At 70.3% G+C, this 13,751-nt stretch carries 16 protein-coding genes and 1 pseudogene; 12 read left to right on the forward strand and 5 right to left on the reverse strand.

The genetic code is table 11. The features are described from left to right. Positions 1 to 1,206 (forward strand): acyl-CoA dehydrogenase family protein, encoded by a 1,206-nt coding sequence (locus tag OG520_RS06815; RefSeq protein ID WP_406012555.1) that lies wholly within the window; start codon positions 1 to 3, stop codon positions 1,204 to 1,206. Between the two features lie 35 nt (positions 1,207 to 1,241). On the opposite strand, the gene OG520_RS06820 is transcribed toward OG520_RS06815, so the two are convergent. Further along, positions 1,242 to 1,385: a hypothetical protein gene (locus tag OG520_RS06820; RefSeq protein ID WP_266429158.1), complete on the reverse strand. Its 144-nt coding sequence runs from the start codon at positions 1,383 to 1,385 to the stop codon at positions 1,242 to 1,244. A gap of 2 nt (positions 1,386 to 1,387) precedes the next feature. Between OG520_RS06820 and OG520_RS06825 the strand changes: the two genes are divergently transcribed. Together OG520_RS06825 and pssA are read left to right on the forward strand one after the other, a co-directional pair. Next, on the forward strand, positions 1,388 to 2,035 hold the full coding sequence (locus tag OG520_RS06825) for a phosphatidylserine decarboxylase (RefSeq protein ID WP_266429156.1): 648 nt from the start codon (positions 1,388 to 1,390) through the stop codon (positions 2,033 to 2,035). Positions 2,036 to 2,057: 22 nt separating this feature from the next. Next, complete coding sequence (gene pssA / locus OG520_RS06830; RefSeq protein WP_399334774.1) at positions 2,058 to 2,879, forward strand: CDP-diacylglycerol--serine O-phosphatidyltransferase; 822 nt, start codon at positions 2,058 to 2,060, stop codon at positions 2,877 to 2,879. A gap of 157 nt (positions 2,880 to 3,036) precedes the next feature. Here the strand turns inward: pssA and OG520_RS06835 are convergent, their stop codons facing one another. After that, positions 3,037 to 3,558, reverse strand: a complete 522-nt coding sequence (locus OG520_RS06835; RefSeq protein ID WP_389976449.1) for a hypothetical protein — start codon at positions 3,556 to 3,558, stop codon at positions 3,037 to 3,039. Between the two features lie 354 nt (positions 3,559 to 3,912). Between OG520_RS06835 and OG520_RS06840 the strand changes: the two genes are divergently transcribed. Further along, complete coding sequence (locus OG520_RS06840; RefSeq protein ID WP_406012556.1) at positions 3,913 to 4,311, forward strand: DUF6221 family protein; 399 nt, start codon at positions 3,913 to 3,915, stop codon at positions 4,309 to 4,311. 48 nt (positions 4,312 to 4,359) lie between these two features. On the opposite strand, the pseudogene OG520_RS06845 reads toward OG520_RS06840, so the two are convergent. Next, positions 4,360 to 4,576: pseudogene (locus OG520_RS06845) on the reverse strand (MFS transporter); the annotation flags it as partial. 163 nt (positions 4,577 to 4,739) lie between these two features. Here OG520_RS06845 and OG520_RS06850 point away from each other — a divergent pair. From OG520_RS06850 to OG520_RS06860, 3 genes are all read left to right on the forward strand, one after another. Then, positions 4,740 to 5,567, forward strand: a complete 828-nt coding sequence (locus OG520_RS06850) for a PP2C family protein-serine/threonine phosphatase (RefSeq protein WP_406012557.1) — start codon at positions 4,740 to 4,742, stop codon at positions 5,565 to 5,567. Between the two features lie 201 nt (positions 5,568 to 5,768). Next, positions 5,769 to 6,710 (forward strand): MASE1 domain-containing protein, encoded by a 942-nt coding sequence (locus tag OG520_RS06855; RefSeq protein WP_406012558.1) that lies wholly within the window; start codon positions 5,769 to 5,771, stop codon positions 6,708 to 6,710. Between the two features lie 128 nt (positions 6,711 to 6,838). Continuing rightward, the gene (locus OG520_RS06860; protein WP_406012559.1) at positions 6,839 to 7,396 is read left to right on the forward strand and encodes an SRPBCC family protein; all 558 of its coding nucleotides are present in this window, start codon (positions 6,839 to 6,841) and stop codon (positions 7,394 to 7,396) included. Between the two features lie 143 nt (positions 7,397 to 7,539). On the opposite strand, the gene OG520_RS06865 is transcribed toward OG520_RS06860, so the two are convergent. Next, positions 7,540 to 8,655 carry a glycerate kinase gene (locus tag OG520_RS06865; protein WP_406012560.1) on the reverse strand — a complete coding sequence of 372 codons (1,116 nt, stop codon included), beginning with the start codon at positions 8,653 to 8,655 and terminating at the stop codon, positions 7,540 to 7,542. Positions 8,656 to 8,790: 135 nt separating this feature from the next. Here OG520_RS06865 and OG520_RS06870 point away from each other — a divergent pair, with 135 nt between their 5' ends. The 4 genes from OG520_RS06870 to OG520_RS06885 all read left to right on the forward strand — a co-directional run bounded on the left by OG520_RS06870 (position 8,791) and on the right by OG520_RS06885 (position 12,311). Continuing rightward, on the forward strand, positions 8,791 to 9,285 hold the full coding sequence (locus OG520_RS06870; protein WP_406012561.1) for an NUDIX domain-containing protein: 495 nt from the start codon (positions 8,791 to 8,793) through the stop codon (positions 9,283 to 9,285). Positions 9,286 to 9,473: 188 nt separating this feature from the next. Continuing rightward, a complete protein-coding gene (locus OG520_RS06875) occupies positions 9,474 to 10,682 on the forward strand; it encodes a hypothetical protein (protein ID WP_406012562.1) in 1,209 nt (402 codons plus the stop codon). A 123-nt stretch (positions 10,683 to 10,805) separates the two neighbouring features. Next, positions 10,806 to 11,567 carry an SIR2 family NAD-dependent protein deacylase gene (locus tag OG520_RS06880; protein ID WP_406012563.1) on the forward strand — a complete coding sequence of 254 codons (762 nt, stop codon included), beginning with the start codon at positions 10,806 to 10,808 and terminating at the stop codon, positions 11,565 to 11,567. Between the two features lie 90 nt (positions 11,568 to 11,657). Beyond that, positions 11,658 to 12,311: a class I SAM-dependent methyltransferase gene (locus OG520_RS06885; protein ID WP_406012564.1), complete on the forward strand. Its 654-nt coding sequence runs from the start codon at positions 11,658 to 11,660 to the stop codon at positions 12,309 to 12,311. A 45-nt stretch (positions 12,312 to 12,356) separates the two neighbouring features. Here OG520_RS06885 and OG520_RS06890 read toward each other — a convergent pair whose 3' ends face one another. Continuing rightward, a complete protein-coding gene (locus OG520_RS06890) occupies positions 12,357 to 12,761 on the reverse strand; it encodes a (2Fe-2S) ferredoxin domain-containing protein (protein WP_406012565.1) in 405 nt (134 codons plus the stop codon). 336 nt (positions 12,762 to 13,097) lie between these two features. Here OG520_RS06890 and OG520_RS06895 point away from each other — a divergent pair, with 336 nt between their 5' ends. After that, positions 13,098 to 13,682: a TMEM165/GDT1 family protein gene (locus tag OG520_RS06895; RefSeq protein ID WP_266429130.1), complete on the forward strand. Its 585-nt coding sequence runs from the start codon at positions 13,098 to 13,100 to the stop codon at positions 13,680 to 13,682. Positions 13,683 to 13,751: the final 69 nt, after the last annotated feature.

Below are 13,751 nucleotides of genomic sequence, written 5' to 3' on the forward strand. Positions count from 1 at the left end.
ATGACGCGACTCGCCCAGACCGCCGGCCTCAACGACGTCCAGCAGGAAATCCTCTCCACGGTCCGGGATTTCGTCGACAAGGAGATCATTCCGGTCGCGACCGGGCTGGAGCACCGTGACGAGTACCCCACCGAGATCGTCGAGGGACTCAAGGAGCTCGGCCTGTTCGGGCTGACGATCCCCGAGGAGTACGGGGGTCTGGGTGAGTCGCTTCTCACATACGCGCTGTGCGTGGAGGAAATCGCCCGCGGCTGGATGAGCGTGTCGGGGATCATCAACACGCACTTCATCGTGGCGTACATGCTGAAGCAGCACGGCACCCAGGAGCAGAAGGACACGTTCCTGCCGCGCATGGCGCTGGGCGAGGTCCGAGGCGCGTTCTCGATGTCCGAGCCGGCGCTGGGCTCGGACGTCTCGGCAATCACCTCCAAGGGCGTCAGGGACGGCGAGGAGTACGTCCTCAACGGCCAGAAGATGTGGCTGACGAACGGTGGCACGTCCTCGCTCGTCGCCGTTCTGTGCCGGAGTGACGAAGGCCGCCCCGAGGGGACCGCCCCGCACAAGTCGATGACTACATTCCTGGTGGAGAAGGAGCCCGGTTTCGGTGCGGTCCGGCCCGGTCTCACCATTCCCGGCAAGATCGACAAAATGGGTTACAAGGGCGTCGACACGACCGAACTCATCATGGATGGGCTACGAATTCCGGCCAATCGAGTGCTGGGTGGCACCACCGGTCGAGGGTTTTACCAAATGATGGACGGAGTCGAGGTCGGCCGGGTGAATGTGGCCGCGCGTGGCTGTGGCGTCGCACAACGTGCATTCGAGTTGGGTGTTTCCTACGCCCAGCAGCGCCAGACCTTCGGAAAGCCGATCGCCCAGCACCAGGCGATCCAGTTCAAGCTGGCCGAAATGGCCACCAAGGTCGAAGCCGCCCATGCAATGATGGTAAACGCAGCGCGCAAAAAGGACTCCGGGGAACGAAACGATCTGGAGGCAGGGATGGCGAAGTACCTCGCCTCCGAGTACTGCAAGGAAGTCGTCGAGGACGCCTTCCGCATCCACGGCGGTTACGGCTTCTCCAAGGAGTACGAGATCGAGCGCCTCTACCGGGAGGCCCCGATGCTGCTCATCGGTGAAGGTACCGCCGAGATCCAGAAAATGATCATCGGGCGCCGACTCCTCGAGGAGTACCGGTTCCAGGGGTGATTGTCCCTTTCGCGGTGATTTAGCCGCGAAGAAGATCACACCCTGTCATCCTCGGCCGGTGCCTTCCAGCCGTCCGACTCGGCTGCTGGCTTGCCCAGTTGTTGCTCGCAACCGATAACATCGCCGGAAAAGCCGCCGTCCCCCGTTGCCAGCGCGGCATCATCCGCTACGAAGGTCATCCATGCCCGACAGCCAAACCTCTGCACCACGCGGCGGGGTCCGCCTTGCGCGCGGAGCTTCGCCGTGGCTCCTCCCGACCGTCGCCACCGCGGCGCTCAGCCTCACCCGGGCCCGCAAGTCCGGACGCTGGGCCGCGGTCGCCGTGCCCACCACCGCGCTCGCGGCGGGCATGCTGTGGTTCTTCCGCGACCCCGAGCGCGAGATCACCCAGGGCCGGGTCATTTCGCCGGCCGACGGCGTGGTGCAGAGCATCATGCCGTGGAAGGACGGGCGCACCCGCGTCGCGATCTTCATGAGCCCGCTGAATGTCCACGTCAACCGTGCGCCCCTGGCCGGCACGGTGACGTCGGTCGAGCACATCCCCGGCGGGTTCGTTCCGGCGTTCAACAAGGAGAGCGAGAACAACGAGCGCGTTGTCTGGCACTTCGACACCGAGCTCGGCGACATCGAGATGGTGCAGATCGCGGGTGCGGTCGCCCGGCGCATCGTCCCGTACATCCCGCAGGGCACGAAGGTGGAACAGGGCGAGCGCATCGGTCTGATCCGCTTCGGCTCGCGGGTCGACATCTACCTTCCGGAAGGTGTCGATGTCGCGGTCGAGGTCGGCCAGGCCACCACTGCGGGGGTGACTCGAATTGACCGTGATTGATCCTGATACACAGGCAGGCTGGGTGCCCGAGTCGGAGTCCGAGGAGGACGCCGGCGAGGACATGCCGCTCTCTCTGCGGCTGTCGATAGCGGACACCCTCACTCTCGGTAACGCCACGTGCGGTTTCATGGCGGTGTACTTCACCACCACCGGAATCCTCATCCCGCACCTCACGGGCAGCGACGAGAGCGGCATGGCCCGGCACTCCGCGGCCACCGCCGTGATCCTGATGCTCCTGGCGGCGGTCTTCGACCTCTTCGACGGGCTCGTGGCGCGCAAGCTGCGCTCCTCGCCGATGGGTGCCGAGCTGGACAACCTCTCGGACCTGATCAGCTTCGGGCTCGCCCCGGCGTACTTCGTCCTGGTGTACGGCATGGTCGCGGACGACGCACACCAGAAGGTATCGGCGCTGGCGGCGATCGTGGTGCTGCTGGCGGTGGTGCTCAGGCTTGCGAGATTCTCGTGCGTGACCATGAAGGACGGCATGTTCCAGGGCATGCCGAGCCCCTTCGGTGCGCTCACGGTCGTCTCGATCGTGCTCCTGGAGCTGCCCTTCGTGCCGACGCTGCTGGCGATCGTCGGGGTGGCGTGGCTGATGGTCAGCCGGGTCGAGTACCCGAAGCCGCGGGGCGTCCTCGCGGTGGCGATGCTCAGCTGGATCGTGGCCGCGATGGGGCTCCTCGCCGCGTGGGCGTTCGACGCCCCCGGCGGTCAGCTGCTCCTCCAGACCGGCTGTGCGCTCCAGGTGGTCCTCGGTGCGGTCATCCCGCTCTTCGCGACCGCTCGGCGGGTGAACACCTTCCGCGACAACCGGCGTGAGGCACGGACGGCACAGCTGCCGTAGCGGCACGCAAGACACATACGGAAGGCCCCGGGTGCTCCCCGGCGGGTTCTAGCGATCCCCGCAACACCCGGGGCCTTCCGCATGCGGTGGGAGCTCGGGCAGCCGCCCCGCGAGGTCCCGCCGCACGGGGTTCCGTCCCAGTGCACGGGGCGCTGTCTCAGTTGGCGGGTTTCGCGTACCCGCTGCAGGCGAGCCCCTCGCCCCGGCGGCTGTTCCGCGTGACGTAGCTGAGCCCCTCCCGCACGGTGTCCGTGCTGAAGTGGACCGACTCGGGCGGCCGGACACCGATGTTCGCGCTGGGGCTGAACGCCAGATAGATCCCTATCGGCAGGAACAGCAGCGAGGCGGGTATCGCCAGGACCTGGAACAGGATGTTGCCGTCGGCGAAGCCGATGATCCACAGGGCCGCGACCACGCCCAGCAGGACAACGGCCGCGACCAGGGAGCGGGCCACCGGGCCACGGCGGAGGCGCTTGGTCGTCTCCAGGTCCTGGATGACGAACACGCCCTCCCGGCCGCACCGCCCGCACTTCAGCGCGGCCCGCAGCTCACCGTGGTCGGGGCGTCGTACCACGCACGTGGTCTCCCGCGTGTTGCTGCGCGTGAGGCCGGGCTCCTGTCTGATCTCCATCTGATGCACCATGGTGAGCTTGATCTGCTCCGGTACGGTCCACGACACTGGGTGCTCCTCAGCCCGGTCCATGAGACAGCGCCCTCTGCGGACGTGACCTGGATTGCGTCCACGGCCGGCTCCCGGCCGGCGTACGTGTGCCGAACAACCGTGCGCCGATCCCTCTCGGAAGGGATCGTGCCACAGACCGCCGTGCCCGGACCAGGGTCCACCGTTCCTGGCCAACTCGCCGATCGGGTAACGGCGTTGGACGGGCAGGTGCCCGGTGTCGGCTCAGCCCGAGGTGATCGGAAGCATGGGCACAGTATGTTGGGGCCCCTGGGAGTTCGAGCGGGGCGTCCGTTCCGCGGTGGGCGCGGTCCCCGGGAACCAGGCCATGATGATGAAGGACTCGGAACCCCGATGACAGACAACTCCGACATGATCGACTTCGTTCGGGCACGCCTCGCCGAGGAGGAACGCATCGCGCAGGCGGCGGGCGGCGACAGCTGGCGGTGTCCGGCCGATGTCCCCGGCGAAGTCCACGACCGGTCCGGGGGCATCGCGTTCAGCGTGCGGAATCTCGGTTTCGACCAGCACATCGCCTTCCAGGACCCCGCGCGCACGCTGCGCCGCATCGAGACGAACAGGGTGCTCCTCGACGAGTACGCGGAGGTCGCCGGCCTGGACACCGACCGGCCCGAGTCCGACTTCCGGTCCGGCCGGGCCGTGGGGCTGGGATTCGCCGTACGGCAGCTGGCCGCGGAGCACGCCGGCCACCCCGGATACCGGGCCAGGTGGCTCCCCCGGTTCATCCAGTAGCGGCCCCGCGTGGTCGGCGCCCGCCCCCGCGGGCACCGACCACCCCTCTCAGCGCTGTGCGCCCCGGGAGGTGCCCCGGAGTCCGGCCGCCGCTGAGGACGGCTCCCAGCAGGCAGAGGACGCCGGTGACGAGCACGGCGGTGTGCACCCCGTTCATGACTGCCTGGCCGCTCCCCTCCACGACCGCCGCCCGGAGCCCGGCGGGCATGTCGGGTGAGACGGGGGCGATACCCATGGCCACCGCGTCCCCGGCCTGCTCCAGCCCGGCACCCATAGGTATGTCAAAGGATGCTCTGGCGTGACGGGAGGCCGGGCCTCGGCCGCCGACCGCCTGCCACGGCCCTCCGTGCTCCTGCCACGGGCCCCCTGCGGACGGCGGCGGGAGGCTAAGGTTTCAGAAGGGGCGCATCGGACCGCCCAGGGACGCCATGCACCGACACCGCAGGGAACCGGACAACGCCCAGGAGCTTCTCCTCACCCTCGGGCGCCTTGTCGATCAGGCCCTGGAGAACATCAGGCTCCAGCGTGCCCGCGCCGAGCTCGGCCTGTCCCTGCAGCGGCACATGCTCCCCACCGGGCTGCCCGACTTCCCGGGCCTCCGGATCGGGGCCCGGTACGCGCCCTCGCAGGACGGCCTGGCCGTCGGCGGCGACTTCTACGACGCGTTCACGATGCGGGACGGGGCGGCGGGGATCGCCATCGGCGATGTGCAGGGGCACGGGGTGGAGGCCGCCGCTTTCATGGGTGAGGCCCGCGCCAGCCTCAGGGCGCTCGCCAGCATCACGGTCGACCCCGGCAAAGTGCTGGCTTGCGCCAACGATCTGCTGATCTCGCTGGGCGGCGACCTGTTCACGACCTGCTGCCTGCTGAGCGTCGCACCGGGGAGCGGCGAGCTGTCCGTGGCACGGGCCGGACACGTACCGATCGTCTGGGGCACCGATGACGGCGGCTCCGGCATCTCCCTCGACGCCGGCGGGGTGCCCCTGGGCATACTGCCCGACCAGCGGTACCCCGTGACCCGTCGTCGGCTGGAGCAGCCCGGGTACCTGGTCCTGCTGACCGACGGGGTCGTGGAAGGGCCGTCGTATCCGATCGACGAGGGGCTCGCCGCGGTGTCGGAGCTGGTCGGCGCGGCACACGGAGCCGATCCCGGCGAACTGGCCGCGCGGGTCATCGAGGTGGCGGACCTGACCGGCCACAAAGATGACGCCGCCGTGCTCGTCGTCCGCTTCGACGGTGTGCCGGGAGCGGCCTGAGGGGACGGGGCGTGACGCGGTCCGTGCGGTGTGGCGGGCGGCGCGGATGCCGGTGACGCGGGCGAGGGTGCGGGTACCGGTGACGCGGGTGCGGGCACCATCGGCGCGGGGGCCGGAACGTACCCCGTTCGCCGCCTTCATCGGCGCGATGTCGGCGCGCCCGCCCCGGCGGCACGACGTGGCGTGGTGTCTGATGCTGCTGTGGTGGACAGCGCACGGCTCCGGCAGCAGACGGCCAAGCTCCTGACGGTTCTCGCGGTGGCCGTCTGTTACTACGCGACGGCCCGCCTGGGTCTGCTCCAGCAACTGGTACGCGGTCAGGTCACCCCACTGTGGCCGCCGACCGGGATCGCGGTCGCGGCGCTGCTCGTGTTCGGTGTGCGCATCTGGCCCGGAATCGCTCTCGGCGCCCTCGCGGCCAACATCACCATCGGGCCTTCCGCTCTGCCCGTGCTGGTCATCGCCGCCGGGAACACGGTCGCCCCGCTCTGTTCCTATCTGCTGCTGCGGCGTGCGGAATTCCGCAACGAACTCGACCGGCTGCGGGACGCGCTGGCGCTGGTCTTCCTGGGTGCGCTGTCAGGCATGCTGATCAGCGCGACCGTGGGCACCGGCATCCTGGCCCTCTCGGGCGCGATCCAAGCCTCCGACTTCTGGCCCACCTGGTCGGTCTGGTGGACGGGCGACGCCATGGGCGTCATGGTCGTGACACCGTTCCTGCTCGTCCTGCGCAGAGCCCGCCGGCCGCACGACGTCGGCCCGGCCAGGTGGGCGGAGGCCGCCGCGCTGGGGGTGTGCACCGTGGCCGTCACCGTGCTGGTGACCGACACCGCCGGTGCTTCGCTGCTCTTTCTCGTGTTCCCGTTCCTGATCTGGGCCGCCTTCCGCTTCGAGCGCGCCGGTGCCGCGTGCTGCGCGCTGGGCGTGTCCACGCTCGCGATCCTCGCCGCCGGGCGGATGACCGGTCCCTTCGCCCACCACGGCCTGCTCACCAACATGATCACTCTCCAGGCCTTCAACGGCTCCGCCGCGCTCACCTCCCTGCTGCTGGCGGCGGTCGTCACCGAGCGGAACAGCACCTACCGCGAAATCAAGCGGCTCTGTGTACAACTCTCCGAGAAGGTGACCAGACAGGACCCATGAATCACTCCATCGGTCCTGCGACGGGTGCGAGAACCTGCCATCCGAAGCAGGCTGAGGGGCGACGGCACCGCGACGAGGGCAACCGGACGCCGAAACTCGGGCGGACGGGCGCCGTAAGAGGTGGAGCCATGCCCCATGTGTCTGCGAATGTCCATGTGTCCCGCCCCGCCGACGAGATATTCTCGTTCCTCCGGGATCCGCGGAACCTGGCCGAGTGGTCCTCGAGCATAGACCGGGTGATCGAGGGCCCGATCGCCACCGAGCTGGGTGACGAGTACACCTGCAAGTTTCCGGGCAGGCGACGGGCGCACCGCCTCCGGTGCACCGCGAGCACACCCGTCGAGTACCTGGCCTTCCGCGGTGCGGGCATGTGGACGCCACTGGGCCGCCACTCGCCGGAGCTGGAGTTCCGGCTGAGTCCGAGCCGACAGGGCACGACCGTCACCGTTTCGGTCAAGCCCCATCTGGACGGCGGCATGATCATTCTCGCGCCGTTCGTGACGATGGCCTGGCGCCGGGACCTGCCTTCCGAACTCCGGTGCCTGGCCGATCTGCTGGGCGACGGGGCCACCGCGGAGTCGGGTGCGGGCGAGCCGGGGGACGGTCGGGACCCGGGTACCGCGGGGGACGGTCGGGACGCGGGGGACGGTCAGGGCACGGCGCCCTCCGTGGGGTGGCCGGGATGACCGGGGGGGCGGGCAGGGGTGGGTTCCGCTGCGCGGAGCCGTCCCCTGCCCACCCCTTCCCGAAACCGGGGACGAACCCCCGGTACCTCGTTGTGTCCTCAATCGCCGGACGGGCTTGATCGCCATGGGCCCGGCACGGCGGGCTACAGCAGGAAGTCGCGGGCGAGCACCTCGGACACCCGTTCCAGCAGCGGTCCCGCCTGGGCCATGGAGACCGCGGGGTCCGGTTCCAGGTCCGCGAGGGCGTACGCGCGGCTGATGCCCGCCGCGGTCAGGGCCTCCGGCGGCAGGGCCAGCCGGCCGCAGACCGCCACGACCTCGATCCCCGCGGCGCGGGCTGCCGCCGCCACTCCGGCCGGGGCCTTGCCGTGCAGGGTCTGCTCGTCGAGCGAACCCTCCCCGGTGATCACCAGGGTGGCGCGCGCCAGCGCCGGGGCGAAGCCGAGGACGTCGAGCATGATCTCGATGCCGGGGCGGAACCGGGCGCCGAGGGCGACCAGCGCCCCGTAGCCGATGCCGCCCGCCGCTCCCGCTCCGGGCAGCGCGGCGTGGTCCGGGCCGAGCAGGGACGCGTAGTGGGTGAGCGCCGCGTCGAGGGTCGCGATGTCCTGCGCGGTCGCGCCCTTCTGCCTGCCGTAGACCTCGGGGGCGCCCTTCGGGCCGGTCAGCGGGTTGTCCACGTCGCTGGCGAGGATCAGGTCCACCTCGGCCAGTCGCGGATCGAGTCCGGACAGGTCCGCCTCCGCCAGCTCGGCGAGGCCGCCGCCACCGGGGCCGACGGGCTTGCCGTCCGCGTCCAGGAAGCGGGCGCCGAGCGCGGCCAGCATGCCCGCGCCGCCGTCCGTGGTCGCGCTGCCGCCGACGCCGAACACAATCGTCCGGGCACCCGCGTCGAGCGCGGCGGCGAGCAGCTCGCCGGAGCCGTATGTCGTGGCCGTGAGCGGGGCGAACACCCCTGCGGGCAGGTGCTGGAGGCCCGAGGCCTCGGCCATCTCCACCACCGCCGTGGTGCCGCGCAGCGCGTACGCCGCGGTCACCGGATCCCCGAGCGGCCCGGTCACCCGCGCCTCGCGGCGCTCGAATCCCGCGACCACCGCCGCCGCCACCGTGCCGTCGCCGCCGTCCGCCACGGGCAGGGTCTCGACCCGCACCTCGGGGACGACCCGCCGCAGCCCGGCCGTCACCCGCTCCGCGACCTGCACGGCCGTGAGCGAGCCCTTGAACTTGTCCGCCGCGACGAGCACGCGTGCGGTCTCCATCACTGCTCCGTCCGCCACCTTGCATCCCTTGCTTTCGAACAGGCAGTCGCGCCGCCCCCGACCCTATCCGCAGCGGATACCCGCTGCCCAGAGCCGTCGTCGCTCCGCCTCTGCCCCTGCTACTACGCTGCCCGCGTGACCACCACTGACTACACCTCCTACATCGCGGGGCTTCCCCGGGTGCTGGCCGCCGCGGCCACCGTGTTCCGGGACGACCGGGGGCGGGTACTGATCGTCGAGCCGAACTACCGGGACGGCTGGGCCCTGCCCGGCGGAACGATCGAGTCCGACGACGGCGAGAGTCCGCGGCAGGCCGCGCGGCGCGAGACGGCCGAGGAGATCGGTCTCGATCTTCAACCGGGACGGCTGCTCGCCATCGACTGGGCACGCGGCCCGCGGCGGCCGCCGATCGCCGCCTATCTGTACGACGGCGGAGTGCTGGACGAGGCCCGGTTGAAGGCCATCCGGCTCCAGGAGGAGGAGCTCCTGTCCTGGAAGCTGGTCGAGCGCGAGGAGATCGACAACTATCTGCTCGGAACTCTCGCGCTGCGCGTGAAGGCGGCGCTGGACGTGCTCGAATCCGGTGGTGGCGCGGTGGAGCTGGAGGACGGCCGCCCGGTGGGCGACTGACCCGCGGGGCCGGTGCCCACGTCCTCCCATTGCCGCATACAGCCCGTATTCCCGTTGTGCCCCGTTGTGCTGACCGGTCGTCAACTGGTAGTCCGGTCGACGGCTGCCGGACTCGCGCGTTCATGTGCCATTGGTCCGCAGTGCACGCCCGACCGGCATCATCCGGACTCCACGACAGCGGAGGGATCATGCGTACGCACACGGGACACCTCAGCGGGCTGCTGGCCACGATCGTCGCAGCGTTCGCCTGTACGGCAGTTGTCGCCACGGCGTCGACGGCGCTCGCGGAACCGGCATCGACCCCGGCCCCGGCCGCACACGGCAAGCTGCCGCTGTCGGTCGACGGCGGCGCCTGGCAGTCCGGCCATGTCCAGGGCATGGCCATCGACCGCCGCAAGGGCTTCATGTACTTCTCGATGACCAACCTGCTGGTCAAGACCGACCTCAAGGGCAACCCGGTCGGCTCGGTCACCGGATTCACCGGCCACCTCGGCGATCTGGACTTCAACGAGAAGGACGGCCGGGTCTACGGCTCGCTGGAGTACAAGGAGGCGAAGTCCTTCTACATCGCGATCCTCGACGTCGACCGCATCACCCGGATGAACATGGACGCCCAGTCCACGGGTGTCGTCTCGACCGTCTACCTCAAGGAGGTCGTGAAGGACTTCACCGCCGACATGAACGGCGACGGCGTCTTCGACGGCGATACGGGCAACACGCCCGACCACCGTTACGGCTGCAGCGGCATCGACGGTGTCGCGTTCGGTCCGGCGTTCGGCGACCGCCGCGGCAAGCGCGCCGGGAAGAAGCTGACGGTCGCGTACGGCGTGTACGCCAACGCCGGCCGCGCGGACAACGACCACCAGGTGCTGCTCCAGTACGACGTGACCCGGTGGAAGAAGTACGAGCGCCCACTGACCGAGTCGGCCCCGCACACCAGCGGACCCGCCCACGTCGACGGCAAGTTCTTCGCGTACACCGGGAACACCAATTACGGCGTGCAGAACCTGGAGTACGACGGGCACAGCGGCAACTGGCTGATGGCCGTCTACAAGGGCGCCAAGCCCGGCTTCCCCAACTACTCGGTCTTCGCGCTGGACGGTGCGCGCAAGCCGGTGCGCGGCCTGGTGCGCGGGCAGCAGCGCCCGGAGCGCGGGCTGCTGCTCCCGCTGCTGCGCGAGGGCGCGCACGACACCACGACCAGCACGTACGGGTGGCCGGCGCCGGGACAGTACGGGCAGTACGGGCTGGTCTCGCTCGACGACGGGCGGTTCTACGTCGCGAGGAGCGGCACCGTCCAGGACGGCGGCGTCACCAAGCAGACCGCGAGCGCCGTGCTGAACACCTGGACGGGTCTGACCCCGTCGCCGTTCACCCCGGCCGGCCCTGCGGCTTGACGTCCACCGCGTCCACCACGTCCACCACACGCACCACACGCACCTCGCGCACCACGGGTCCGACGGCTTCCTGAGGTCGAAATGGCCTCGCCCGGAGTGTCCGGCGCTGCGTACGCTCGCGGCATGACTCTCGTCGCGATCCTCAGCGGCGCCGGCATCTCCACGGACTCCGGCATCCCCGACTACCGCGGGCCCAACGGGCTCTGGCGCAAGGATCCGGAGGCCGAGAAGCTCGTCACGTACGACTTCTACATGGCCGATCCGGAGATCCGCCGCCGCTCCTGGCAGATGCGTCGCACCAGTGCGACCTGGGCCGCGGAGCCCAACGCGGCCCACCGCGCGGTGGCGGAGCTGGAGCGGTCCGGCGCCCCGGTGCGGGTGATCACGCAGAACGTCGACGGTCTGCATCAGCTCGCCGGGGTCCCCGCCCGCAAGGTCCTGGAACTGCACGGGACCGCGCGTGAGGTGGTCTGCACCCGCTGTCACGCCCGCTCCCCGATGGCCGAGGCGCTGACCCGGGTGGAGGCGGGAGAGGACGACCCGTCGTGCACGGTCTGCGGCGGCATCCTGAAATCGGCCACGATCATGTTCGGTGAGCGGCTCGATCCGGTGGTACTGGGCGAGGCGGTGTCGATCGCCAAGGCCTGTGAGGTGTTCATCGCGGTCGGTACGACGCTGCAGGTGCAGCCCGCCGCCTCGCTGGCCCAGATCGCGGTGGACAACGGGGCACGGCTCATCGTGGTGAACGCGGAACCGACGCCGTACGACGAACTGGCCGAGGCCACCATCCGCGAGCCCATCGGCACGGCACTGCCCGCACTGCTGAAGCGGCTGGCCGACGGCACGGGGCCGGTCGACGGTTCCGGTACGGCCACCGGGGGCTGAGTGGCAGGTGCGGCCGAGAGGCGCTCGGCCCTGCCGCGTGTGCGCCGACCCGGCCGGGAAGTGTCGGCGGGCAGCTGTACGGTCGCCCGCATGACAGAACCTTCACCCCTCGACACCACGCGCGCCTCGTACGACACCGTCGCCGCCGACTACGCCGTGCTGCTGGCCGACGAGATGGCGGACAAGCCGTACGACAACGCCATGCTGACCGCCTTCGCGCAACTCGTGACGGCGGGCGGCGGCGGGCGGGTGGGCGATCTGGGCTGCGGTCCCGGTCGGGTGACGGCGATTCTGCGCGACCTCGGGCTGACCGCCTTCGGCATCGACCTCTCGCCGGGCATGATCGCGGTGGCCCGCGAGACGTACCCGGGCCTCGACTTCGCCGAGGGGTCGATGACCGCCCTGGACCTGGCGGACGACAGCCTGGCCGGCGCGCTCGCCTGGTACTCCCTGGTCCACACCCCGCCGGAGCAACTGCCCGCGTTCTTCGCCGAGTTCCATCGCGTCCTGGCGCCGGGCGGCCATCTGCTCATGGCTTTCAAGGTCGGCGACGAGTGCGTCCGCCTGGAGCAGGCGTACGGTCATGCGGTGACGCTCGACGTCTACCGGTTCGTGCCCGACGCGGTGGCCGACATGCTCGCGAAGGCCGGGTTCCGCGTGCAGGCCCGGCTGGTCCGCGAGGCGGTCCAGTGGGAGAAGACCCCACAGGCCTTCTTCCTGATGGTGAAGCCCGAGGCGCGGTAGCGGCCCGGCCGTGATCCGCGGCAGACGGGACTTCTAAAACACGCCCTAGTGGTCGAGTTCCTGCTGTATGCGGCGCGAGGCGCGGAACGTGTACAGGTCGAGGATCTCCGGCGGGTCCACCAGCCCCGGACCGCCCGCCTCGACCCAGGCGACGATGTCCGCCACGGCGTCCGGGTCGTTGACCAGCCCGAGCCAGACCGGGCGGCCGCCGGCGCGACGGCCCTCGGCCGACGGCTGCACGACGACGACATTGGCCTGTTCGCAGGCGTCCAGGCACTCCACGGCGCGGACCGTGGCCAGCTCGCCGAGCGAGCGCCGCAGCTCGGCGAGCTGGCCGGCGTGGTCCACGTCCGGGACCTTGGGCGTCCCGCAGCAGCAACCGCGGCAGACACTGACGGTGGGCCGGGGCGCGCCCTGGGCGGGGACCGCCCTTCGGGTGCGGCGGCTCATGCGGGGACGCTTCCGGTGCGGGCTCGGATGATCACCATGGGACTGTACCCATCCCCACCACCGGGTCGAACATCTGCTCGCCCCCGTGAGCGGGTGGGGTACAGTTGGTGGCTGCGAAGGGGAGTAGCCCCGCAAACCGGTCGTCGACACACTGGAACCTTCGGGTTCCCGGTGGCCGGGCTCGTGGATCACCGCGGGCGGGCGAGACCTTCGGTCAGGTATGACACGCCCGCACTCCGTGGGCGCTGACGTCATGCCGGGCCGAGTGGTCCTCCGGAAGCCCCAGTGGCGCTTCGCGAAGGCCCGGGGCCCGGCTCCTACAGAAAGCCACCCGGAATGCACCTCGACCCCCTGGCGATTCTCACCGCCTTCGGGCTGATCTTCCTCGCGGAACTCCCCGACAAGACGATGTTCGCGTCGCTCGCCATGGGCACCCGCATGCGACCGCTGTACGTCTGGTTCGGCACATCGTCCGCGTTCATCGTGCACGTCGCCATCGCGGTGGGGGCCGGCAGCCTGATCGGGCTGCTGCCCGACTGGATCGTCAAGCTCGTCTCGGCCTCCCTCTTCGCGTTCGGGGCCTTCATGCTGCTGCGCGCCGGCGGCGGCGACGAGGACGAGGACGGCGGCACGAAGACGGTGACTGGTTTCTGGCCGGTCTACTCGACCGCGTTCATGGCCGTCTTCATCAGCGAGTGGGGCGACCTCACCCAGATCACCACGGCCAATCTGGCCGCGAGCAACGGCACTTGGTCCACGGCGATCGGGTCCGCGGCCGCTCTGATGTCCGTCTCGGCGCTGGCACTGCTCGCCGGGCGTTTCATCGCGAAGCGCGTGCCGCTGAAGACGGTCCAGCGGATCGGCGGGCTCTGCATGCTGGGGCTGGCGATCTGGACCCTGGTGGAGATCTTCACCGGCTGACGGCGCGCCCGTACGACACCTCCCGACGCGAGAACGGGCCCCCCACCGTTGGCGGATTCTCGGGGTCCT

The sequence above is a fragment of the Streptomyces sp. NBC_00984 genome (assembly GCF_045162475.1).
Lineage (GTDB): Bacteria > Actinomycetota > Actinomycetes > Streptomycetales > Streptomycetaceae > Streptomyces.